This is a genomic window from Nocardioides bizhenqiangii, assembly GCF_034661235.1.
Classification (GTDB): domain Bacteria; phylum Actinomycetota; class Actinomycetes; order Propionibacteriales; family Nocardioidaceae; genus Nocardioides; species Nocardioides bizhenqiangii.
The window spans coordinates 1,882,151-1,903,577 of the sequence record NZ_CP141059.1; the positions used below are offsets into that span (position 1 = coordinate 1,882,151).

General features: G+C 70.1%; 17 protein-coding genes. 9 read left to right on the plus strand and 8 right to left on the minus strand.

Translation table 11 applies throughout. The annotated features are described in order from the left end of the window. Position 1 precedes the first annotated feature (1 nt). The 4 genes from SHK19_RS09070 (at position 2) to SHK19_RS09085 (ending at position 4,655) form a co-directional block, all read left to right on the plus strand. On the plus strand, positions 2 to 541 hold the full coding sequence (locus SHK19_RS09070; RefSeq protein WP_322938449.1) for a DUF4334 domain-containing protein: 540 nt from the start codon (positions 2 to 4) through the stop codon (positions 539 to 541). A 3-nt stretch (positions 542 to 544) separates the two neighbouring features. Further along, positions 545 to 1,345, plus strand: coding sequence for an enoyl-CoA hydratase/isomerase family protein (locus SHK19_RS09075; RefSeq protein WP_322938450.1), 801 nt, complete (start codon positions 545 to 547; stop codon positions 1,343 to 1,345). 117 nt (positions 1,346 to 1,462) lie between these two features. Further along, positions 1,463 to 2,962 carry an RNA polymerase sigma factor gene (locus tag SHK19_RS09080; protein WP_322457342.1) on the plus strand — a complete coding sequence of 500 codons (1,500 nt, stop codon included), beginning with the start codon at positions 1,463 to 1,465 and terminating at the stop codon, positions 2,960 to 2,962. Between the two features lie 1,150 nt (positions 2,963 to 4,112). Beyond that, on the plus strand, positions 4,113 to 4,655 hold the full coding sequence (locus SHK19_RS09085) for a hypothetical protein (RefSeq protein WP_322938451.1): 543 nt from the start codon (positions 4,113 to 4,115) through the stop codon (positions 4,653 to 4,655). Positions 4,656 to 4,664: 9 nt separating this feature from the next. Here the strand turns inward: SHK19_RS09085 and SHK19_RS09090 are convergent, their stop codons facing one another. Further along, positions 4,665 to 5,495: a DMT family transporter gene (locus tag SHK19_RS09090; RefSeq protein WP_322938452.1), complete on the minus strand. Its 831-nt coding sequence runs from the start codon at positions 5,493 to 5,495 to the stop codon at positions 4,665 to 4,667. Positions 5,496 to 5,562: 67 nt separating this feature from the next. Then, positions 5,563 to 5,793 (minus strand): DUF7455 domain-containing protein, encoded by a 231-nt coding sequence (locus tag SHK19_RS09095; RefSeq protein WP_322457339.1) that lies wholly within the window; start codon positions 5,791 to 5,793, stop codon positions 5,563 to 5,565. Between the two features lie 210 nt (positions 5,794 to 6,003). Between SHK19_RS09095 and SHK19_RS09100 the strand changes: the two genes are divergently transcribed. After that, on the plus strand, positions 6,004 to 8,121 hold the full coding sequence (locus SHK19_RS09100) for a DNA gyrase/topoisomerase IV subunit B (RefSeq protein ID WP_405030492.1): 2,118 nt from the start codon (positions 6,004 to 6,006) through the stop codon (positions 8,119 to 8,121). A gap of 18 nt (positions 8,122 to 8,139) precedes the next feature. On the opposite strand, the gene SHK19_RS09105 is transcribed toward SHK19_RS09100, so the two are convergent. From SHK19_RS09105 to SHK19_RS09125, 5 genes are all read right to left on the minus strand, one after another. Then, positions 8,140 to 9,012, minus strand: coding sequence for a helix-turn-helix domain-containing protein (locus tag SHK19_RS09105; protein ID WP_322457338.1), 873 nt, complete (start codon positions 9,010 to 9,012; stop codon positions 8,140 to 8,142). Positions 9,013 to 9,187: 175 nt separating this feature from the next. After that, complete coding sequence (locus SHK19_RS09110) at positions 9,188 to 9,682, minus strand: beta-class carbonic anhydrase (protein WP_322457337.1); 495 nt, start codon at positions 9,680 to 9,682, stop codon at positions 9,188 to 9,190. 9 nt (positions 9,683 to 9,691) lie between these two features. Then, positions 9,692 to 11,434 (minus strand): MFS transporter, encoded by a 1,743-nt coding sequence (locus tag SHK19_RS09115; protein ID WP_322457336.1) that lies wholly within the window; start codon positions 11,432 to 11,434, stop codon positions 9,692 to 9,694. 13 nt (positions 11,435 to 11,447) lie between these two features. Then, the gene (locus SHK19_RS09120; protein ID WP_322938453.1) at positions 11,448 to 12,200 is read right to left on the minus strand and encodes an LppX_LprAFG lipoprotein; all 753 of its coding nucleotides are present in this window, start codon (positions 12,198 to 12,200) and stop codon (positions 11,448 to 11,450) included. A 4-nt stretch (positions 12,201 to 12,204) separates the two neighbouring features. After that, on the minus strand, positions 12,205 to 14,694 hold the full coding sequence (locus tag SHK19_RS09125) for a DNA gyrase/topoisomerase IV subunit A (RefSeq protein ID WP_322938454.1): 2,490 nt from the start codon (positions 14,692 to 14,694) through the stop codon (positions 12,205 to 12,207). Positions 14,695 to 15,102: 408 nt separating this feature from the next. On the opposite strand from SHK19_RS09125, the gene SHK19_RS09130 reads away from it, so the two are divergent. The 3 genes from SHK19_RS09130 (at position 15,103) to SHK19_RS09140 (ending at position 18,318) form a co-directional block, all read left to right on the plus strand. Then, on the plus strand, positions 15,103 to 16,344 hold the full coding sequence (locus SHK19_RS09130; RefSeq protein ID WP_322938455.1) for an HNH endonuclease signature motif containing protein: 1,242 nt from the start codon (positions 15,103 to 15,105) through the stop codon (positions 16,342 to 16,344). Positions 16,345 to 16,419: 75 nt separating this feature from the next. After that, positions 16,420 to 17,073, plus strand: coding sequence for a DUF4304 domain-containing protein (locus SHK19_RS09135; protein WP_322938456.1), 654 nt, complete (start codon positions 16,420 to 16,422; stop codon positions 17,071 to 17,073). Positions 17,074 to 17,844: 771 nt separating this feature from the next. After that, positions 17,845 to 18,318, plus strand: a complete 474-nt coding sequence (locus SHK19_RS09140; RefSeq protein WP_322938457.1) for a VOC family protein — start codon at positions 17,845 to 17,847, stop codon at positions 18,316 to 18,318. Positions 18,319 to 18,323: 5 nt separating this feature from the next. Here SHK19_RS09140 and SHK19_RS09145 read toward each other — a convergent pair whose 3' ends face one another. After that, a complete protein-coding gene (locus SHK19_RS09145; RefSeq protein WP_322457330.1) occupies positions 18,324 to 18,560 on the minus strand; it encodes a hypothetical protein in 237 nt (78 codons plus the stop codon). 109 nt (positions 18,561 to 18,669) lie between these two features. Here SHK19_RS09145 and SHK19_RS09150 point away from each other — a divergent pair, with 109 nt between their 5' ends. Continuing rightward, entirely contained in the window at positions 18,670 to 21,378 is a 2,709-nt protein-coding gene (locus SHK19_RS09150) for a bifunctional acetate--CoA ligase family protein/GNAT family N-acetyltransferase (protein ID WP_322457329.1), read from the plus strand. Positions 21,379 to 21,427 lie beyond the last annotated feature (49 nt).

Consider the following 21,427-nt stretch of genomic DNA (forward strand, 5'->3'; position numbering starts at 1 on the left):
GATGACCACGACGAACCCAACCGGCCGGCTCGAGGCGCTCGGAACCGCGTGCGACGCGGCCGAGGCGCAGGCATTGTTCGACAGCCTCTCGGCCGTCCGCCCGGAGGAGCTCACCGGCCGGTTCAGCGGCCGTGAGCTGGCGACCGGCCACCCGATGGACGGGCTCCTCGAGGCATCCGGGTGGTACGGCAAGCAGTTCGACGGCGTCGACCACGTGCACCCGCTGCTCTTCCGTGATCTCGGCGGCGCGATCTTCCCGGTCGAGCCGCGGAAGGTGCCGCTGGGCATCGTGCCCAAGCTGCCGGCGGCCGTGGTCGCCCGGTCAAGGGCCGCGGTCGGGGCCCTCAAGCCGGTGCTGCGCACGAAGAAGCACCGCGCCCGGCTCCGCGCGGTCGAGCACCGTGGCGTGGTGACGGCCGCGATGGTCTACGACCACCTGCCGATCATCGACGTCTTCCGCCGGGTCGACGCCGACACCCTGCTGGGCGTGATGGACCTGCGAGGCGCCCCGCCGTACTACTTCGTCCTGACGAGGGACTGAGGCATGACTCCTGCGGAGCTGAGCCACGCCGACCTGCGCCTCGAGGTCGGGGGTGGGGTCGCGACGATCACGCTGGACCGGCCCGGCGTGCGCAACGCGCAGCGGCCCCGGATGTGGGCGGGCCTCGCGCGGATCCTGGACGAGCTCGACGAGTCGGTGCGGGTCGTCGTGCTGCGCGGTGCGGGCGGCACGTTCTCGGCCGGGCTCGACCTGTCACTGCTCGACCCGGCGCAGCCGGACGAGGAGGGCAATTTCGTCGCCACCCTGGCGCTGGACGACCGGGCGATCATCGACCAGATCGACGTGTTCCAACGGCCGTTCGCGATGCTGGCGGACCCGCGTTTCATCACCGTCGCGGTGGTCGAGGGCCACGCCATCGGCGCCGGCTTCCAGCTGGCGCTGTGCTGCGACCTGCGGATCGCCACCGACGACGCCCGGTTCTGCATGAAGGAGCCCGCCCTCGGGCTGGTGCCCGACCTGGTCGGCACCAAGCCGCTGGTGGCGGCCGTCGGCTATGCCCGCGCGCTGGAGATCTGCGCGACCGCGCGGACCGTCGCCGGCACCGAGGCGGGCGAGATCGGCCTGGCCCAGGTGGTCGTCCCCGCCGCGGAGCTGGACGCTGCCCTCGCGGCGACCGTCCACGCGCTCACGGCGCACCCGCACGGCGCGGTCAGCGCGACCAAGGCGCTGCTCCAGGCGGCCCCCGCGCGGAGCCTGGACGATCAGCGTCTCGCGGAACGGACCGCCCAGGTCGCGCGCTTCCGCGACCTCGCCGCCGCGTTCGCGCCGGCCGCGGGGGAGTGAACGGTCACACCGCGCCCGGTGTGCGGACGATGTCCAGGTGCGTGGCAGAATGGCCATTGCGGTCTTGACGCCTCCGGGCTGTGCCGCGCCCTACTGCCAGTTCTGCCGTATCGAGAGGTGTTCGTGTCGTCGAACGCACGCAAGGTCCCCGCTGCGGTGCTCGCGCACCCATCCATCGTCGCCCTGGTCGATCGGGCCACTCCGATGGGCAGTGTGAGTCCCGAGGAAGTGCGGCAGGCGTGCGCCGACGCTGACGTCGCCGCGCCGCACCTGAAGTCGCTCCTGGGCCATCTCGCGGGCCTCGGCATCACCGTTGCGATGCCCGCCAGTGGACGCGCCGTAGCCGCGTCCGGCAGGAGCAAGACCGCGACCAGCCCCGTGAAGAAGGCGCCCGCCAAGAAGGCACCGGCGAAGGCCGCCGCTGCCAAGTCGGCCGCGCCGGCCAAGAAGGCCGCCCCGGCGAAGAAGGCCGCGCCGGCGAAGAAGGCCGCTGCGAAGGCTGGCGAGGCCGCTCCCGAGTCTGCCGCTCCGGTCATCGGCCCCGACGGCAAGAAGATCCTGCCCGATCTCCCCGACGAGCAGTTCGAGAAGGACGTCAAGGCCGACCCGACCATCGTCGAGGACGAGAAGGAGGCTGCGTCGGCGTCGTTCGTCGTCTCGGCCGCCGACGACACCGACGAGCCCGAGCAGCAGGTCATGGTCGCCGGCGCGACCGCCGACCCGGTCAAGGACTACCTCAAGCAGATCGGCAAGGTGCCGCTCCTCAACGCCGAGATGGAGGTCTCGCTCGCCAAGCGGATCGAGGCCGGTCTCTTCGCCGACGAGAAGCTCGCGCGCGGCAACAAGATGTCCGCCAAGCTGCTCGAGGAGCTGGAGTGGATCGCCGAGGACGGCCGGCGTGCCAAGAACCACCTGCTCGAGGCCAACCTCCGGCTCGTCGTCTCGCTGGCAAAGCGCTACACCGGCCGCGGGATGCTGTTCCTGGACCTGATCCAGGAGGGCAACCTCGGTCTGATCCGGGCGGTCGAGAAGTTCGACTACACCAAGGGCTACAAGTTCTCGACGTACGCCACCTGGTGGATCCGGCAGGCGATCACCCGCGCGATGGCCGACCAGGCCCGGACCATCCGGATCCCGGTGCACATGGTCGAGGTCATCAACAAGCTCGCCCGTGTCCAGCGCCAGATGTTGCAGGACCTCGGCCGCGAGCCGACCCCGGAGGAGCTCGCCAAGGAGCTCGACATGACTCCCGAGAAGGTCGTCGAGGTCCAGAAGTACGGGCGTGAGCCGATCTCCCTGCACACTCCGCTGGGCGAGGACGGCGACTCCGAGTTCGGTGACCTGATCGAGGACTCCGAGGCGATCGTCCCGGCGGACGCGGTCAGCTTCACGCTCCTGCAGGAGCAGCTGCACGCCGTGCTCGACACGCTGTCCGAGCGCGAGGCCGGCGTGGTCTCGATGCGGTTCGGTCTGACTGACGGACAGCCGAAGACGCTCGACGAGATCGGCAAGGTCTACGGCGTGACCCGCGAACGGATCCGTCAGATCGAGTCCAAGACCATGTCGAAGCTGCGGCACCCGAGTCGGTCCCAGGTCCTGCGCGACTACCTGGACTGACCGCCTGGGGCGTGTCGGCCTGTTGTCCACGACAGAGCGCTACCAGATCCGGCGCGCTCGACACCCGTGCGTGATGCGCGATCGCTCGGACCTGCATAACGTGGGCGTCGCGACAGAGGGGCTTCGTTTGGAGCGCGGACCCCTGCCGCGGCCCAGCTTCTCCCTTGTCCTGGTGCTGCTGATCGCGACCGAACCGGTCGCGGCGCTCAGGACGTCCCCCCCAGCCGCCGGAGCGCCGCGGCTGGGGGCGCTCTCTTCAGGACCGGTTGTCTACGCCGGTTGCGATCCGTTCGCAGATCTGGCACCGCGCGTTTCCCGATTCGGTGGGGGCGGCGGCCCAGTCGGCCATACCGTCGGTATTTCGGGAGACGCCCCACCTGGTCACCCCCACCCGGTCATGCCGGGACCAGGTGGGGCACGTCTGCGTCAAAGTCTCGCCGACCCCCATGTGGGTCTGGCGTGGAGGGGCGGTCCCCCGGCGAGGGCTTCTGCGCGCGGCACGTGGCGAACCGGGTCAGGTCCTCAGCGATGTCAACCATCGGAGGCAAACCTTCTGTGCAAGCACCTGGAGCGACCCGCTTCTCCGGAGGTCTTGGTGCGGGTTCCAAACTAAGCCCGCTCGACCCGTCCGCGAGACTCCGGCGACATCGCTAGTGCGGTTTGGAGTTCCGACCTAGGCGATGCGCGCCGGACGCGTCGTGCGTCCCCAAGCTGCACGGCGCGGGTTGGGCCTCGCAGCGCCGTCAGCGTCTCGATGGCGTCGGTCACGACCCGCACTCAGTTCCTGTTCGTGAGACGTGGCTCGGCCTGCTGGCGTACCGTCTGCCGCACGCTAGTTCTCGTAGGCGCCTACGAATTCTCGCGAGGCCCCGTCGGTTCACAAGCCAGCCGCGGGGCCGCCCGCATTTCCGACCGGAATCACCTGGCACTCGTCGGGTACCGGACATGCGACCGCCCCGCCCGGCAGAGCTACCGGGTGGGGCGGCCTCTGGTCCCGGTCGAGGTTCGGTGTGCGGCGCCGAGCGGATTGGTCCAAGATGGCAGCAGTCCCGGGATCGCTGTCTCGGGTGGTCCGACTGCGACCCGTTGCAACCCGAAGGCTCCCGGTCGCGTCTCCTGTTCGCCAACACTCGCACCTGAGGAGATCACGATGAACAAGCTGATCCGGGCTGCCGCGGTCCTTGCTGCCGGCGCTGCGCTTCCGCTCCTGCACAGCCCGTCCGCCCACGCCGAATCGGTGGCAGTCGCCGATCCCGCCGACGCGGCTGCGTCGGACGCGGACATCCGCAAGGTGCGGGTCAACCACGCCGCGCGCACGGTCTACACCCGGATCGAGGTCGAGGACCTCGACATCGCGTCCTCGCAGGCAGGCGTGACCATCTGGTTCGACGCCGACGGGAGCCGCCCCGGACCCGAGTACCAGATCGGCGTACCGCTCTTCGAGGGTGCGGACTGGGCGGTCACCCGATCGAGCCGCTGGCAGTCCGTCGGTGAACCGCGCAGCTGTCGCTCCGACCTGACCTTCCTCCCCGGCCAGGATGCGGTGCGCGTCGAGGTCGGTCGCGGCTGCCTGGGCAGGCCCAACAACCTGCGCGTCAGCGTCCGGATGACCGAGCAGGTCTCCCCGTCCAACGTGGTGAGGGACTGGGTGCCGTCCCGCCGCCACTTCCTGCCCTGGGTCGTCAGGGACTGACCCCTCCGGTCAGCCGGAGGCGACGAAGGCGACCGCCGCGCCGCAGAGGACGAGGCCCAGACCCTGGGCGCGGTAGATGTGCTCGCGGAGCACGACGGCTGCGAGCAGGATCGTGAACGCGGGGTAGAGCGACGTCAGGACGGCGGCGACCGTGAGCAGGTCGGTCTGGGTCGCGAGGAGGAACATCAGCACCGCCGCGGTCGCCACGAGGCCGGCGACGGCTCCCCACAGCTCTGAGCGCGCGGTCGGGAGCCACGGCGCCCGGAGCGCGACGGCGATCGCGCAGATCGTGACCAGGGCAGCGGCCTGGCTCGCCGCCAGCGGCCAGAAGCCGGCGCCGTCCGGCACCTGGCCCAGTGCGACGAAGAGCACACCGAATCCGAGGCCGGCGAGGAGGCCGTCGGCGAGGCCGCCGGTCCGGTCGTCCCCGGCCGTGTCGGGCACGCGTGCGACCAGCCAGATGCCCGGCATCGCGACGGCGATGCCCACCGCGACCAGCGTCGAGGGGCGCTCGCCGGAGGCGATGCCGACCACGACGGGCACGACGGCCGCACCCACCGCGGACACCGGCGCCACGACCGCCATCCGGCCGTTCGCGAGCCCGCGGTAGAGGAAGACCGTGCCGACGCCGCTACCGAGCCCGGACGCGGCGCCCCAGAGCAGGTCGGCGGTGGTCGGGTCTCCCACCACCACCAGCGACAGGACCGAGGCGCCGGCCAGGGCGCCGATGGCCCCGAGGAGCGCAACCGGCCACGGCGTCGTACGCCGTGACGCGAGGCCACCGATGAAGTCGGACAGGCCGTAGGCCATCGCAGCGCCCAGAGCCAGCACGATCCCCATCAGCAGGCACCAAAGGCAAAGGCCCCGGACAGGTGTCCGGGGCCTTCGACGAGGTAGGGGGAGCGTCTCAGCGCTCGTCCTCCGAGGCGACGGCCGGCGTGCTCGCGAGCTTGTGCGTCTCGTCGTGGACCACGATCGCGACCTGCTTCAGCTTGTCGCCGTGCTCACGGGCGTGGTGGGCGCAGAACAGGAGCTCGCCGCCGGAGGCGAGCTCGACGCGAAGATAGGCTTGGGCACCGCAACGGTCGCAACGATCTTCGGCGGTCAGGGGTGCGCTGGGGGCAACAGCAGTGTTCATGTTGTGCCTCTTTCTTCGGTCGGTGCCTGATCAACGTAGCGAGTGGTCCCAAGATTCCCGCTCACGTGTGGTCCACGGCACTTCCATCCTGTCACGGCATCCACTTTGCCGATCGGGATTTCCACGCCCCGAAACATCCTTGTTACCAACGGCATCTGCTGCTCACATCGTTGCCCTGCGCAAGACCGTGTGCCTGCATCGAACCCCGGCGTGTCGCGGGTAGATTCTTACCCAGATCGCCGCAGTTTCAACCAGGAGCACGCCATCACCGACAAGACCTACAACGCCGCCCACCTGCTGGTCCTCGAGGGCCTCGAGGCCGTCCGCAAGCGGCCGGGCATGTACATCGGGTCCACCGACACCCGGGGCCTCATGCACTGCCTGTGGGAGATCATCGACAACGGCGTCGACGAGGCGCTCGGCGGTCACGCGCGCCGGGTCGAGGTGACGCTCCACCCCGACGACTCGGTCGAGGTCTACGACGACGGCCGCGGCATCCCGACCGACAAGGAGCCCAAGACGGGTCTGCCCGGCGTCGAGGTCGTGGCGACCAAGCTGCACGCCGGCGGAAAGTTTGGCGGCGGGTCCTACAACGCGTCCGGCGGTCTGCACGGCGTCGGGTTGTCGGTGGTCAACGCCCTCTCCTCACGCATGGACATCGACGTCGACCGGTCGCCGTCCCAGCAGGGCATCTCGTTCCAGCGCGGCATTCCCGGAGTGTTCGACGGCAACGGTCCGAAGGCGGCCTTCCAGCCGAAGTCAGGGCTCAGCCGCAAGGGCAAGCGGGTCGGCAAGGACCGGTCGGGCACCCGGATCAGGTTCTGGCCGGATCGCCAGACCTTCACCAAGGACGCCCGGTTCGAGCTCGACGGCCTGGTCGGGCGCGCCCGGCAGACGGCCTACATCGTGCCCGGCCTCGAGCTGGTCGTCCGCGACCTGCGCGGACCGGAGCTCTTCGAGGAGAAGATCCGCCACGACGGCGGCATCTCCGAGTTCGCCGAGGCGCTCAGCCACGGTGAGCCGGTCACCGACGTGATCCGGATCACCGGCACGGACACCTTCACCGAGACCGTTCCGATGCTCGACGAGCAGGGTCACATGACGCCCCAGGACGTCGACCGGGAGCTCACGGTCGACATCGCAGCCCGGTGGGACACCGGCTACGAGACGGAGGTCCGCTCGTTCGTCAACGTCATCGCGACCCCGAAGGGCGGCACCCACGTCGCGGGGTTCGAGGCAGCGCTGACCAAGACCTTCAACGACGCGATGCGCGCCTCGAAGGCGCTCAAGGTCAACGACGACGACGTGATCAAGGACGACATCCTCGAGGGCCTCACCGCGATCGTCACCGTCCGGCTCGCCGAGCCCCAGTTCGAGGGCCAGACCAAGGAGATCCTCGGCACTCCCGCCGTACGCGCGTCCGTGCGCAAGGTGGTCGCGGCCCAGCTGAAGGACTTCCTGACCTCGACGAGGCGTGCCGAGAAGGCCCAGGCGAGGCTGCTGATGGAGAAGGTCGCCGGCGCCGCCAAGACGCGGATCGCGGCTCGCCAGCACAAGGAGACCCAGCGCCGTAAGAACGCGCTCGAGTCCTCGACCCTGCCGGCCAAGCTCGCCGACTGCCGTGCGTCGGGCGCCGATCGCAGCGAGCTGTTCATCGTCGAGGGAGACTCGGCGCTCGGCACCGCCAAGCTGGCGCGCAACTCCGAGTTCCAGGCGCTGCTCCCGATCCGCGGCAAGATCCTCAACGTCCAGAAGGCGTCCATCGGCGACATGCTCAAGAACACCGAGTGCGCCTCGATCATCCAGGTCGTCGGCGCCGGCTCCGGCCGCACGTTCGACCTCGACGCCGCCCGCTACGACCGGATCATCTTCATGGCCGACGCCGATGCCGACGGCGCCCACATCCGGTGCCTGCTGGCGACCCTGTTCTTCAAGTACATGCCGCAGCTCGTGGAGAAGGGCCGGGTCTACACCGCGGTGCCGCCGCTCCACCGGATCGAGATCTCCAACCCGCGCAAGGGGCAGGACAAGTACATCTACACCTACTCCGACGACGAGCTGCAGCGGAAGCTGGCGGAGCTGAAGAAGAAGAACGTGCGGTGGAAGGACCCGGTCCAGCGCTACAAGGGCCTGGGTGAGATGGACGCCGACCAGCTGGCCGAGACGACCATGGACCCGCGGCACCGCACCCTGCGCCGGCTGACCGTCGACGACGCGGAGGAGGCGGCCCAGGTGTTCGAGCTGTTGATGGGTTCCGAGGTCGCCCCGCGCAAGGAGTTCATCGTCCAGGGCGCCTACGAGGTCGACGTCGAGGCCCTCGACGCGTAGCCGGGGCCAGAGAGACGCTCAGCCCGACTGACGCTGCGCGTGGGCGACGCGCCGGATCCGCAGCAACATGGCGGCGGACGGGATCACCCGACCGTTGACGTAGGTCGAGAGCCGGGAGGGCGAGGTCCCGATCAGGGAGGCGAACTGGCGCTGGGTGAGTCCGCTGATGGCGACCAGTCGCCGGATCTCGCGCGCGATGGCGTCACGCTCCCGCTGCTCCTGGCGGTGTCGGTAGACCTTCCGGCACTCCTCGAGGACCTCCGCGATCACGTCGAGCTCGGCTTCCTTGACGAGCCGGAGGATGTGCGTGCCGTACGGCCCCCAGGGGCTGTCGATCAGCGGCAGCAGGGCTGCCCGCCAGCGGCGGGCGTTTCCGTGGTGGATCAGGTCCATCAGCTGGTCGGTGGTCCGGATCGTGGGCGTCCGGGGCAGGTCCTCGGCGCCGGCGAGCAGCAGCCAGAACGTCTGGTGGTGGGTGCGCGTGACGATCGCCGAGACCTTGGCCGCAGACAGGCCGGTGCGCGCGAGCCGCTCGCGGAGCTGCGCGACGTCGCCGAGCAGGCGCAGCGCGGCGGTGGTGATCGGAAGGTCGGGGCCGAGGCCGAGCAGCTCGTCGAGCTCGCCCTGGATCGCCGCGGTCCGCTCCGCACCGATCGACCGGATCAGCGAGTCGAGGGTCACGATGTCCTCGGCCTCGCCGTACAGGACCAGGGCGACGAGGTTGCTGAGCACGGCACTCCGGGTCTTGTCCTTCTGCCAGGCCGGAGTCGTCGTCAGGGCGAGGAAAGGGGTCCAGATCGCGCCCGCTTCGGCGTGTGCTGCACCGTCGGATCGAGCTGCGAGACGGGACTGCGCCTGGCTGATCCGATCGATGTCGTCCCGCGCGGGCATGGTCCTCCGAGCCGCTTCCCCCTCAGTCAGTTGGAGCCCGACCAAGGTCCGTCCGTGCGGCAGCGGACGGCCTAGGAAAATCAGGCTACCGGGGGGTAGGCACGCGGTCGTAGGAAGCCAGCGGGTGAGGCTCTCAGATCTGGCAACGTTGTCAGCTCCGAGAAGCCGCTGCGGGTCAGACCTTCTGCGTGAGCAGACCGGTGTCGACGTCGTAGAGGAAACCGCCGACCTCGACCGTGTCCGGGATCAGGGGGTGCGACCGCACCTTCTGGACGTCCTCGGCGAGCGCCTGGGCCTGGTCCTCGATCACGTGGAAGGCCTGCCACGAGGCGTCCTGCCCGGCCGACGCGGACACTCGTGCGCGGAGCTCGCCCTCGGAGCTGGTGGCGACGGCGCACCGGGTGTGCGGCACCACCATGATCCGGTCGACCTCGAGCAGGTGGACGCCGAGGACCAGGGCCTCCAGCGCCGCCTCGGTGACCCGGGCGCCGGGGTTGCGGAAGATCTTCGCGTCGCCGGGCTTGAGCCCGATCATCCGCAACGGGTCGATCCGCGAGTCCATGCAGGTGACGATCGCCAGTCCGGCGTGCGCGACACCGTCGAACCCGCGAAGATCGAAGTCGACCGCGAAGTCCCGGTTGGCGGCCAGCAGGTCGTCGAAGTTGCCCATGGGGCCAATTTATCCTCCGGTTCGGAGGACCTCCGCCGTGTCCAGGCCTCGGGTGGGTGCCCGCCGGAACAGCACGAGGGCGAGCGCGGCGGCGAGCACCGCCGCCACCGCCGCCCCGGTGAAGACCGACTGCTCCTGCACGATCGCAAGGTCGACCAGCCCGAGGTCGGGGTTCCTCTCGTGCTCTCGGTGCAGCTGGTGCAGACCCCAGGTGGTGAGCACGGAGATGCCGACCAGCATGCCGACCATCCGCGCGACCACGACCAGCGCGCTCGCGAGCCCGTGCGTGTCGTGGGTCGTGGTGGACAGGATCGCCGCGTTCACGGGCGCCAGCGCGAGGCCGAACCCGAGCCCGCCCACGATCAGCGGCACGTTGGACGCGAACCCGTCGAGGCTGGTCGCGTCCCACTGGGCCATCCAGAAGAACCCACCGGCCGCCAGCAGCATCCCGACCGCGGTGATGACCCCGGCCGGCAGTCGCCGGACGAGGTAGCCACCGACGACGGCCCCGACAGGCAGCGCGGCGAGGAACCGGAGCAGGACCAGGGCCGCACCCAGCTGGGAGTCGCGGTGGGTGGTCGTGCGCGCGAAGAGCGGGATGTCGACCAGGGCGGCGATCAGCGCCCACCCGACGAGGAAGCTCACCAGGAGCGAGCCCCACGCCGGCACCGCGGCCATCGCGGCGCGGGGGATGATCGGTGCGTCGGCTCGGACCAGGTGCACGACGAACGCCGCCGCCGCGAGGCCGGCGCCGAGGAGGAACCAGCCGCCCTTCGGGTTGAACACGGCCACCTCGGGGTCGGCACTCGCGAAGGCGAGGACGATGCCGCCGAGCGCCACCGCCAACAGGGTGGCTCCGACCAGGTCGGCCTCCTGTGCGGAACGGAACCAGCCGCGGACGTCCACGAGCGGGTGGCGGGCGAAGACGCACCGGAGGGCGAGGATCACCGCTGCGCCGACGGCGATGACGCCGACCGGCGTCACCCAGCGGCTGCCTCCGTCGACGTACGGGATGAAGAGCTGGCCCCAGGTCAGGTCCCGCTTGAGCTCCGCGGGCTGGAGGAAGACGAGGAATCCGGCCGCCAGGAGCACGACGGCCGCGACCCAACCGAGCAGATCGGTCCTACGCTTTGCCGCCTCCGCAACCCCAGGGTGCGGAATGGGCTGGCGCCACAGGATACGGACGGCCACGACCAGAAGCACACCGACCGCGAGGTTGATCGCGAAGATGGTGCGCCAGGTCCCGAACGAGAGCACCAGGGCACCGAAGAGCGGACCGAGCACGCTGCCGATCTCCTGGACGCCCGACACGATCCCGAGCGGCAGACCGCGCCGCTCCACGGGGTAGAGGGCGGCGACGAGCGCCATCGTGGCCGGCACCAGGCCGCCGCCGCCGGCGCCCTGGAGGAACCTGCCGATCACCATCGTCGTGAGGTCGTAGGAGATCGCCGTGAGGAGGGAGCCGACCGCGAACACGGCGAGCGACGCCGCGAGCACCGGGACCTGGCCGCGGAGGTCGGCGATCCGTCCGATGAGCGGGAGCATCGCCACGTAGCCGAGCAGGAAGCCGGAGACGATCGGCGCGGCGCGCTGGAGCTCGTCGACCGGGATGTCGACCGCCGCCATCATCTCCGGCAGCGCCAGCACCACGACATAGGTGTCGATCGCGGCGAACGCGACGGCGGCCGCGCAGAAGCCGAGCAGCAGGCGGGACCGCCTGTCCAGCCCCATCATCGGGTCGGGCCCCGTCATGCCGAGCTGGTCATCAGGGAGCCGTGATCTCCTGCTCGACGCCGTAGTCCTGCACCTCGATCACGTAGGTGATCTCGTCCATGCCCGCGAAGAACTCGCCGGTGAGCTCGGCCTCGGTGAGGTAGCCGTCCGCGTCGATCCGGTAGGTGGCGTCGAAGTCGTCGCCCTCGGCGCAGGGGAGGATGTTGCGCACGGCGTCGCCCGGCAAGGTGCCCGTGAACGGCGTCACCGTCTCGTCGTTGTCGTCGCCGCCGAGCTCGCTCTCGCCCTCCTCCAGGTCCTCTGTCTCGGTCAGGATGGGGGAGACCCCGTTGTCGGGGTCGAGCAGCATGCCGGGGTCGGGGGCGCAGAACTCGTCGGGGTCGAGCTCCTGCCAGCCAACGACCGGCACCTCGACGTAGAGGTTGCCGTCCGCGGAGATGACGGCGATGTCGCTCGCGTCGGTGCCCATGACCCGGCCGGCGACCTCGCCCTCGAACGACGGCGGGTCGGCGATGAGGGTGCCCGCGGCCGACGCCAGGAAGTCGCCATCGTCGGGCTCGTCGTCGGTGCTGAGGGTGATCTCGACACCGGTCGTCTCGTCGAGCTTGGCCTTCGCGGCGGCCATCACCTCCTCGGGCGAGACCTCCCCGTCGCCGTCGTCGTCGAGGTCCTTGTTGTCGGTGACCGGGTCGTCGCCGCCGGAGCAGGCGGCGACCGAGACCACGCTCAGGGCCCCGACGAGGGCGGCCGCGGCCAGACGACGGAGGGGATGCGCAAGCGTCATGGCGTCACCCTGACACAGCCGCGGTGAGCACCGCCGCGAGCGGTCCGGCGCACGCGGCCAGTGGCTGGCTGCCGGGGACGCCCGAGCCGTCACGTCGTCCGGTCGCGGGTGGCAGGTCGACCGGTGCGCCGCTGGCGGCCGCTGCGCGGGCCGGTGTGGGGCCGGCCCAGGCGAAGACGAGGGCGTCGTCGCCCTTGAGGAACCGGTGGCAGCGGACACCGCCGGTGGCCCGGCCCTTGGGCGGGTACTCGGCGAAGTCGGTCACCTTGACCGCGCCGGGCTCGGTGCCGGGGAGCGCGGTGGACGAGCCGGAGGCGGTGACCAGCACCGCGCCGTCGTCGTACGACGGGAGGTCGAGGGCCCCGAACCAGACCACCCGCTCGCCGGTGGTCACGCGGACGCCTGCCATGCCGCCGCCCGAACGGCCCTGCGGGCGGACCCCGGACGCGGGGTAGTGGAGCAGCTGGGCGTCGGAGGTCACGAAGCAGAGCTCCTCCTCGCCGGTGCGCAGCTCGATCGCGCCGACGACCTCGTCGCCCTCGGCGAGACGGATGACGTCCCACTCGTCCCTCCCCAGCACCTCGGGGTTGACCCGCTTGACCACGCCCTGGCGGGTGCCGAGCGCGAGGCCCGGCCCGTCGGTGGCGAGGGTGCACAGCGCGAGCGCGCGCTCACCGGCGCCGAGCGAGAGCAGCTCGGACAGCGGGACCCCGCCCTGGAGGTTGGACTCGTTGGCCGACGGCGGGATGGCCGGCAGGTCGAGCACGCCGAGACGGAGGAGGCGACCCGCCGACGTGAGGACGCCGATCTCTCCGCGCGCGGTCGTGCGGACAGCGGAGACGACCACGTCGTGGTTGGCGCGGGCGCCGCCGGTTCCGACCGGCTCGGCGCTGTTGGTGCGGGCGAGGAGGCCGGTGGACGAGAGCAGCGCGAAGCAGGGGTCGTCGGGCACCTCGAGGGGCGCGGCGGACGCGGTCACCGCGCCGGTGCCGGCCGACTGGAGGAGCACGGTGCGGCGCGGCGTACCGAACGTCTTGGCGACCTCGCCCAGCTCGTCGCTGACGACCCGCTTGAGGAGGCCCTCGTCGGCGAGGATCGCTTCCAGCTCCTCGATCTCCCGGCGGAGCGTCTCCTGCTCCTTCTCGAGCTCGATCCGGGAGAACCGGGTGAGCCGGCGCAGCTGCATCTCGAGGATGTAGTCCGCCTGGGCCTGCGACAGGTCGAAGACCGAGATCAGCCGCTCCTTCGCAGCCGCCGAGTCGTCGCTGGTGCGGATCACCTGGATCACCTCGTCGATGTCGAGGAGCGCGATCAGCAGTCCGTCGACCAGGTGCAGCCGCTCGGCCTTCTTGTTGCGGCGGAACTCCGAGCGGCGGCGTACGACGTCGTAGCGGTGGTCGAGGAAGACCGTGAGCATCTCCTTGAGGCCCAGCGTGCGCGGCTGGCCGTCGACGAGCGCGACGTTGTTGATGCCGAAGGTGTCCTCCATCGGCGTCTGCCGGTAGAGCTGCTCGAGCAGCGCCTCGGGCACGAAGCCGTTCTTGACCTCGATCACCAGCCGCAGGCCGTGTGAGCGGTCGGTGAGGTCCTTCAGGTCGGCGATGCCCTGCAGCTTCTTGCCCTGGACGAGGACCTTGATCCGCTCGACGACCTTCTCGGTGCCGACGCCGTAGGGCAGCTCGGTGACGACGATGCCCTTGCGTCGGCCGACGGTCTCGACGCGAGCGGTCGCGCGCATGCGGAAGGTGCCGCGGCCGGTCAGGTAGGCGTCGCGGATCCCGTCGAGCCCGACGATCTTGCCGCCGGTCGGGAGGTCGGGGCCGGGGATGAAGCGCATCAGGCCGTCGACGTCGGTGCCCGGGTGCTTGATCAGGTGGCGCAGCGCCTGCACCACCTCCACCAAGTTGTGCGGCGCCATGTTGGTGGCCATGCCGACCGCGATGCCGGTGGTCCCGTTGACGACCAGGTTGGGGATCGCCGAGGGCAGCACCGACGGCTCCATCTCGCGGCTGTCGTAGTTGGGCCGGAAGTCGACGGTGTCCTCGTCGATCGACTCGGTCATGACCGCGGCCGGCGGTGCCATCCGACACTCCGTGTACCGCATGGCTGCCGGCGGGTCGTCGCCGCCGGGGGAGCCGAAGTTGCCGTGGCCGTCGACCATCGGGAGCCGCATCGCCCACGGCTGCGCCATCCGCACCAGGGCGTCGTAGATCGCGCCGTCACCGTGGGGGTGCAGCCGACCCATCACCTCACCGACGACCCGGGCGCACTTGACGTGGCCGCGATCGGGCCGGATGCCCATGTCGTTGAGCGTGTAGAGGATCCGGCGCTGCACCGGCTTGAGGCCGTCGCGCGCGTCCGGCAGCGCGCGGGAGTAGATGACGGAGTAGGCGTACTCGAGGAACGACGACTCCATCTCGTCGCGGATGTCGGTGTCGAGGATGTGCTCCTCGAAGTCGTCCGGAAGGTCCTGCTTCGTGGTACGCCGTGCCATGCGGGCCATTCTCCCCGGCGGCCCCGACGGGCGAAGGGAGGGCTCGCCGACCTGGGCCGGGAGAGTGCGAATGCTCGGGTCGCAGAGCGTCGTTCCGGAGCCCCGGTGGCCGTGACGAAACCACTCGTGGCAGCGGGTTGCGCGACGCGGGGGTTGCGACCGAAAGGCTTAGGACGGGGAGCGGAGTCACGGGTCGAGCGCCGCGCCCATCTCACGGATCCAGATGGAGAAGCCTGAAAACCAGCCCGATCGTTCAAGTTCAACTTGTCAGGATAGTCGAACTGGTGTACGATTGACCGTAGGTCGCAAGACCCATGTCGTCCACGAGACTCAGCTCTAGGACACCCCGGCACCAGGCCACCGGACACACCCATTCACGTGTGCCCGAGCAGCCGAGAGGGGGTCCGGATGACCAGCCTGCCGCAGACCGCCCACCCGATCGTGGGTGCGGTCGCGACGGCCCGGGACGCGTTGAAGACCGTCCGCGACGTGCAGCCGACGTTCATGGCACCGGCCCAGAAGCAGGCCGCGGTCCTCGAGCTCGACGCGCTGGAGGCGACGCTGGCCGAGCTGCGGCTCCGGGTGCTTGCGAGTGCCGCCGATGCCGCCGAGGAGGCCGGTGCCCGCGACGTCGGTGCCTGGACCGCGCAGCTGACCCGCGCCGATGTGTCGTCAGCCCGGGCCGATGCGCGGTTGGCCGAGGCCCTGGACCGCCGGTGGACCCAGGTCGCGGCCGGGATGGCCGACGGCAAGGTCTCGCTTGCCCAAGCCAGAGTCATCGCCCACGCGTTGGAGGCGCTGCCCGCCGATCTGGACCCCCGCCTGGTCCTGGACGCGGAGGCGCAGATGGTCGCCTACTGCGCGGAGTTCAACCCCACCGAGCTCCGCCGGCTCGGCCGCTACCTCCTCGAGGTCGTCGCCCCGGACATCGCCGAGGCCGAGCTGGCCAAACGGCTCGAGGGTGAGGAGCGCCGGGCGCGGGAGAAGACCAGCCTGCGATCCCGGCTGATCGGCGAGGGCCTGGCCCGGACCACCATCGTCCACCCCGTCCTGGACCGAGACCGGCTGCTGACCTACCTCGAAGCCTTCACCTCACCCCGCAAACACCACGACGCCCTCAGCGGGGAGGAGGACCGGATCCCCTACCCCCGCCGCCTCGGCCAAGCCTTCTGCGCCCTCCTCGAACACCTCGACCCGACCAAGCTCCCCCAACACGGTGGCGATGCGACCACGGTGATGGTCACCATCGGCCTCGACTCCCTCCGCGCCGAACTGGGCGCCGGCAGCATCATCGGCGGCGAACCCCTCTCCGCCACCCAAGTCCGGCGACTGGCGTGCAACGCGGACATCATCCCCGTCGTCCTCGGCGGGAACGGCGAGATCCTCGACCTCGGCCGCACCCGGCGGTTGTTCTCACCCGCCCAACGCAAAGCCATGCGGCTACGCGACCAACGCTGCCGGAGCGAGGGCTGCACCGTCCCCGCCGCCTGGACCGAAGCCCACCACCTCAAACCCTGGGCCACCGGCGGGAACACCGACCTCGACGACGGCATCCTCCACTGCAACTACCACCACCACCTCGCCCACGACCCCAACCACACCACCGAACGACTCCCCAACGGCGACATCCGCTACCACCGCCGCACCTAAACCGACGACTCCGTAGGAACGCCCCCATTGCCGAGAAGCGGTCGGGCGCGTCGGCGGCGTGGCATCGTTCTGCCGGTGACTGCCCAGGACGCCCTCAAGTCCGCCCTTCGTGAGGTCCTGAGTCCGGTTGCCCGTGACCACGGCTACAAGGGGTCGTCCCCCAACTGGCGCAAGTCGTCTGCTGCCGGCGACTGGGCAATAGTCAATGTTCAGTCTTCATCATCGAGTAGCGCCCGCAGTTTGTCCTGCGTCATCAATCTCGCCTTCGCTCCAGAGCCGTGGCTCAGGTGGCACCGATCCCGGCGCGCCCACATGCCGAAAGCAATACCTGAGTCTCTCGGCCTCTACCGGCAGCGCCTCGGGCCAGTCTCAGGACCCACTAGCTCCAGAGGTTGGTGGGAGGTCGTCGACGCCGAGTCGGCCGGAGCTGTCGTCACGGACATGTGCGCCCAGTTGGACCGCGCTGGATGGCCGGTACTGGACGAGATGTTCTCTCGAGAAGCACTGAAGACTCGGCTCGAGGAGGGCGACCTCGGGTTCATCAAACGTGCGCACTTCGAGTACCTCTTCTCGGACGCGGAAGCACTCCTACTCATGGACTCCGGCATGTCAGACGAGTTGGAGTCGCGGCTCGACTCGGCAATGAGCCACGTACCGCGCGAGAAGCGAGACAGTACCCTTCAGTTCGTCGCGTGGGTGCGCTCGCAGGCGGTACGCGGACACGGGTAGGTCGCCCGCTAATTGTGATGCCCTGCGTGCGCGCGCAGCGGCACGCTGTTGCCGCGAGGCGCGCGCGCTCGCGTGTCAGTCGACGCTGACCCGATTCAAGACGGTCACCGCACGCCGCGGTGAAACCCCGCCCCATCCGATGAGCAGGTCGCATCCTTCGGCTTGGCCGGGCACCGGCCATAGGACGTGAGTCAGTCGGCCAAGCACCTGGGTCGGCGCCGAGTAGAAGAGGTCCGCTGTGCTTCCCTGGATTCTGACTTCGCGGTGGGTGCCGCGAGGTCCGTCGCCCTGTAGAGCGTCCCTCCCCGTCAGCGCCACCCAGAACTGGATGTGTCCGTTTGCTCGGTAGCGCGTGTAACTGGACCTGGGGAAGCCCTGGAGCGGCTTGTCGAATCCGGACTCCTGAGTCCACCCAGGGACGTCCGGCACGTTCACGTTGGGGCACTCAGCGCGTCGCGAGGCCGCGCTGCTGGGCGCAGCGGTTGGGGAACCGCTGTTGCCGCTTTCAGAGTCGTCGGAAGGTTCGGACCCGCTGCAACTAGCGGTCAGCAGGGCGACCGCCACGACGCCGACCACCGGTACTCGCATGCCCACGACCTCCACTCGTTCATCAAGTGTGACGCTTCATTGCGCCCCTCGGTTGCACCGCAACGTCCGCTACCGCTGCGCTGAGCGCGCACTCGTGCCGACATCGCCGATGAGTCGGCTGCGGCCGCGCGGTCGGTCTTGGCAACGACCCTCGACGGGAGGGTCCGTCACGAGGAGGTCTCAATGCCATCGGTACGCACCCACCTGTGGTTCGGGAACGACAAGGCCGTCGAGGCGGCGAACTTCTACGCGGAGAACATTCCGGACTCGGCCGTCAACCGGGTCTTCACGGCACGAACCGACCCCGACAGCCCGGTCGCCGAGGTCGTCGAGTTCACGGTGGCCGGGCACGAGGTCGTCGGGCTCAACGCGGGGCCGGAGTTCCACCTCGACGAGGCGTTCTCGTTCTATCTCCGTGTCGACGGACAGCAGGAGGTCGACCACTACTGGGCGATCCTCACTGCCGACGGCGGCGAGGCGGGCGCGTGCGGCTGGTGCAAGGACAGGTACGGCGTGTCCTGGCAGGTCATCCCACGCGAGCTGGAGGAGCTCTCCGGCGACTACAGCACCGAGGCCAACCGGCGGGTCTGCCAGGCGATGCTGAAGATGGGCAAGATCGACGTCGCCGAGCTCCAGGCCGCCTATGACGCCGCCTGATCAGGTCAGGAGTAGCGGTGGCTCTTCGCCGCGTGCCCGTGCTCGCGGGTGCAGGTGCGGCCGTTCATCGAACGGTGTCCGCACAGCTGGTCGGCGGGGGAAGCCGGTGCGACGGGGTCGGTCGGCTGCGGCTCCACCGCTCGGAGCGCTGGTCTGGCGGGCCGAGCGGCCGCGGTCGATCTGGTCGCCCGTTCGTTGTAGCGGGCCTCTCGCATCGCGCGCAGGGCGGCTTCCTTGCTCATCGTCGCTTCACCCGACTCACTCTAGGCGGGACCTCCGACGGATCCGGGATTTGCCCGGCGGTCCTCATCCGGAAGGTCTGCCTTCACCGTTAGCCACTAGCCTCGTCGTGTGACCGAGTCCGGGACACCCACCGAGGAGATCGGGCCGCCGCCCACCCACTGGGAGGCCGACGTCCTGCTGCGCGACGGTCGTACGGCGCACATCCGGCCGATCCGGTCCGACGACGAGCAGCTGATGGTCGAGTTCTACGCGCGGGTCTCGGACGAGTCGAAGTACTACCGGTTCTTCTCGCCGATGCCGAAGCTGTCGGAGCGCGACGTGCGGCGGTTCACGCACGTCGACCACCGCGAACGGGTGGCGCTGGTGATGATCCTCGGCGGGCGGATGATCGCTGTCGGCCGGTTCGACGTGGTCCGACCGTCGGAGGCAGAGGTCGCCTTCCTGGTCGAGGACCAGCACCAAGGCCGCGGCATCGGACAGCTGCTGCTCGAGCACCTCGCCCAGGCCGGCCGGGAGCGCGGGGTCGAGCGGTTCGTCGCCGAGGTGCTCCCCGACAACAGCCGGATGATCCAGACCTTCCGCGACGCGGGCTACCGCGTGGCGAGTGAGTACGCCGACGGCGTGGTCACCCTCGAGTTCCCCATCGACCCCACCGACACGGCCATCGGCGTGATGCACGACCGCGAGCACGTGGCTGAGTCGGCGTCCATCCACCGCTTCTTCCACCCGGAGTCGGTCGCGATCATCGGCGCGAGCCGCCGGCAGGACACGATCGGCCAGCTGCTCGTCCGCAACCTGGTGACGGCGGACTTCACGGGCCGGGTCTACGTGGTGAACCCGTCGGCCACGGCGGTCAGCGGCATGCCGGCGTACAAGTCGGTCAACGAGATCCCCGACGACGTCGACGTCGCGATCGTCGCCGTACCCGCGGAAGCCGTGACCGACGTGGTGCTCGACTGCGCGGCCAAGGGCGTGCACGGCCTGATCGTGATCTCGTCCGGCTTCGCCGAGACCGGCGAGGAGGGCCGGCACCGGCAGCGGCACCTGGTCGGGCTGTCCCGTTCCTACGGACTCCGGCTGATCGGGCCCAACTGCCTCGGCGTCATCAACACCGACCCCGGTGTCTCCGTCAACGCGTCGCTCTCGTCGGTGATGCCGGCACGTGGTCGGGCCGGGTTCTTCTGCCAGTCCGGTGCCCTCGGCTCCGCGATCCTGGAGAAGGTCAAGAACCGCGGCCTCGGCATCTCGACGTTCGTCAGCGCCGGCAACCGTGCCGACGTCTCCGGCAACGACCTGCTCCAGTACTGGGAGGAGGACGAGGCCACCGAGGTCGTGATGATGTACCTCGAGTCGATCGGTAACCCGCGCAAGTTCTCCCGGATCGCCCGGCGGGTCTCGATGCGCAAGCCGATCGTCGCCGTGCGGTCCGGCCGCACCACCCAAGGCGTCCCGATGGGCCACACCGTGCGTCAGATCTCCGCTCCTCAGGCTGCCGTCGACGCGATGTTCCGCCAGGCCGGGATCATCCAGGTCGACACCCTCGAGGACATGTTCGACGTCGCGCAGCTGCTCGCCCACCAGCCGCTGCCACGCGGACGCCGGGTCGCGATCGTCGGCAACTCCGACGCGCTCGGACTGCTCGCCGCTGATGCCGCCTCCGCGGTCGGCCTGCTGGTCAACCGCTCGGTCGCACTCGGGTCCGACGCGACCGCCGAGGACTTCGAGGACGCGCTCGACGAGGCGATCGACGACCCTGACATCGACTCCGTGATCGCCGTCTACATCCCGCCGCTCAACGTCTCCGGCGACGAGGTCGCCAACGTGCTCGCCGCCGTGGGGGAGCAGTCCGACAAGCCGCTCGTGTCGTCCTTCCTCGGCGCCGAGGGCATCCCCGAGCTGCTCCGCGTGCCCGACGTCGCCGGCTCGACGGCCGGCAGGGGATCGGTGCCGTCGTACCCGGCGGTGGAGGCCGCGGTGCGCGCGCTCGCGCTGGTGGTCGAGTACGCCGTGTGGTTGCGCGCTCCTGACAGCCTGCCGTCCGACCCGGGCGACGTGCAGCCGGCCGTCGCCCGGCAGATGGTGCAGCGGTTGCTCGTGGACCGGCAGGAGGAGGTGCAGCTCGATCGGGACCAGGTCACCGAGCTGCTCGCTTCGTACAACATCGACCTGTGGCCGGCCGTCCCCATCTCGTCCCTCAAGGAGGCGAACGCCGCCGCTAAGCGCCTCGGGTGGGACGTCGTGCTCAAGGCGACCCGGGAGTCGGTGCGGGAACGACCCGACGCCCAGCACGTCTGGCGCAACATCGACAGCACCACGGAGATGAAGGAGGCGTGGGGGACCCTCAACGGAATGGTCCCGGACCCTGCCGACGCGGCGTTCGTGGTGCAGAAGACCGCGCCGGCCGGCGTGCCGGTCTCGATCCGGTCGTTCGAGGACCCGCTGTTCGGGCCGGTGGTCTCCTTCGGCATCTCCGGCCCGATCGTCGAGCTGCTCGGCGACTGGTCCTACCGGATCCCGCCGTTGCGGGAGCACGACGTCGCCGCGATGGTGCGCGAGGTCAAGAGCTCACCGCTGCTCTTCGGTTACCGCGGTGCCGAGCCGGTCGACATCGGGTCAATCGAGCGACTGATCACCAAGGTCGCGCACCTCCAGAACGACCTGCCGGAGGTGAGCGCCCTCGAGCTGTCGCTCGCGCTGGCGGGCGTCGACGGGGTGACCGTGCTGACGGCGGCCGCAAGGCTGGCGCCGGTGCGTGACCCGCGCCCCGACTCGCTGGTGCGGCGGCTGCCCGACGTCACCCTCACGCTGCCTGGGTGAAGAACCGGCCGTGCTGTGGGTGGTCGCCCGTTGCCGTGACAGGATGCGA